The sequence below is a fragment of the Massilia genomosp. 1 genome (assembly GCF_011682185.1).
GTDB lineage: Bacteria > Pseudomonadota > Gammaproteobacteria > Burkholderiales > Burkholderiaceae_D > Telluria_A > Telluria_A rubra.
Genome location: NZ_WHJF01000248.1, coordinates 1 through 1,911, shown reverse-complemented (window position 1 = coordinate 1,911; position 1,911 = coordinate 1). Strand labels below are relative to the sequence as shown.

Annotated in this window: 2 protein-coding genes and 1 tRNA gene; all 3 read left to right on the top strand. The window is 56.0% G+C overall.

The genetic code is table 11. From position 1 onward, the window contains the following. The coding region (locus F1735_RS35970; RefSeq protein ID WP_222853165.1) for a hypothetical protein at positions 1 to 216 on the top strand (216 nt) is incomplete at its 5' end. 58 nt (positions 217 to 274) lie between these two features. Continuing rightward, positions 275 to 880, top strand: coding sequence for an outer membrane beta-barrel protein (locus F1735_RS33290; protein WP_167241248.1), 606 nt, complete (start codon positions 275 to 277; stop codon positions 878 to 880). A 34-nt stretch (positions 881 to 914) separates the two neighbouring features. After that, a tRNA-Asn gene (locus F1735_RS33285) sits at positions 915 to 990 on the top strand. Positions 991 to 1,911: the final 921 nt, after the last annotated feature.

Here is a 1,911-nt window from a genome sequence, read left to right as displayed (position 1 = left end):
CCTACTTTGATCGCCTTGGCATGCCTCGCCTCACATAACCTCAACTACTCGAACCGCCCGGTGCGGACCCGCATGCCGGGTGGTGTGGCAGGGGAGCAGCTATATTTAGCTGCCCCCTATGCCGATTTTCCGTGCAGGTTTGCACAGTTTGTTACCCATAAACAACGCCTATTGGTGATTTTACTTGCCAATTTGCAATCTTTGCCTGTATTATAGTTCTTGGTAAATACGCAGCATTCCGCGCGTTACCGTGAACCTACATACAAAAAACACCATGAAAAAACTTGCACTCGTGATCGCTGTGGCGATCGCTTCCCTGAGCTCGGCCCAGGCACAAACCCAGGCGCCTGCCGCCAACCCGTTGCGCTTCGTCGTCGGCGCCGGCCTGACCGCCGGTGGCGACAAGCTGGCCACCGCTGAATATGCGAACGGCGGCTCGATCGACGTGCGCGCCGGCGGCATGATTGCGTTCCTCGCTGGCGTCGACTACCGCGTCAATCAACAGTTCTCGTTCCAGGGCACGGTCGGCTTCCACGTCGACCAGGCCAGCGCCAAGAACGGCGACGTGACCTTCAAGCGTTTCCCGATCGAAGTGCTGGGCTACTTCCACCCGAGCGACAAGATGCGCATCGGCGGCGGCGTACGTTATGTGTCGAGCCCTAAGCTCAATGGCGACGGCTTCGGCGCCGGCGTGTACCAGGAGTTCGACAACACGGTCGGCGCCGTGGTCGAAGGCGAATATTTCTTCAGCCCGAACGTGGGCCTGAAGCTGCGTTACGTCAAAGAAGAGTACGAGTCCAACTACGCGGTCCGCGGCCGGACCTATACCGAAAAGACTAAAGGCGACCACGTCGGCATTTTTGGTAATTTTTACTTCTAAAATTCGTTCGGGGCCTATATAATACGGCCTCTTTTCCCTGATAGCTCAGTTGGTAGAGCGACGGACTGTTAATCCGCAGGTCCCTGGTTCGAGTCCAGGTCGGGGAGCCAGAATTTTTGTTGTACAGAATCAAGGGGTTACATGCTTCGGTGTGTAGCCCTTTTTTCGTTTACGGATCTATGGCGGGGACTCGAAGATCGGAGTTCGCTAGTCCTACTTGTTCTGAGGGCAGGGACGGTGGCCGCGCCAGTCGAGGTAACCCCAAGGCCAGTTGTCTATTTGCGCGTAGCGGGCCGTGGTGAAACTATCGACTACTGGGATGGGTAGGGTCTACGGGGGGCGAGACACATGAAAGGTGCTGGCACAACCGTTGAAAGTGGCCGAGGCATGGCTGCAAGACACAGAGGCTAGACATGCTGCTTTGTCTAAGTGCTCTGCCACCTTGGTATGACTGGTGAGACCTCGAAAAGCATTTCAAGGCATGACACAGTAGCAACCTCAAGGCCAGCACGGCGAGCGAGCATAACCCGCTGCATTTCGAACAGGTGCTCGATACAGTAAATACGAACCTTGATATCGTGGCCGACAGAGGATATCCACCTACGAAACACAGAAGCGATGTAACCACCGCATTGCCAAAACCCGTGCCTGCGTCGAGCATGTGTTCGCCAAGCTACACAACTCGGTGGTAGGCCATGCGCTAAGTTGGCTGGGACGCGCATGCAGCAGCCCAATTGGAGGGACGCTGCCTGCAGTTTGCAGCGCCTGGTTTACCTGAAGGAGGCCGTGCGTCCAGGCGTTCTGACACCCCAAGGTGCCGCTCGACCTACCAAAAGTGTTGCTGGTGCCTTGGAAAAGCCGGCGAAAGCGGCTTCGCTCACGTACTGCTGCGCGCATTTCAAGGGAGCCTCTTGCAAAACTAGCGGAACGGATGAAAATTGCTTGGCAGCGCAAGCGAAAAGGTGGGAGTGGGCGCCCATTTCTGGCATGATTTAGTTTCTGAAGCTTAATCAAAACGCCCACACCATGAA

What these genes read in the sequence shown, in the direction of transcription:
- F1735_RS33290 (WP_167241248.1), top strand. Translation starts at nt 275, where the DNA reads ATGAAAAAACTTGCACTCGTGATCGCTGTGGCGATCGCTTCCCTGAGC.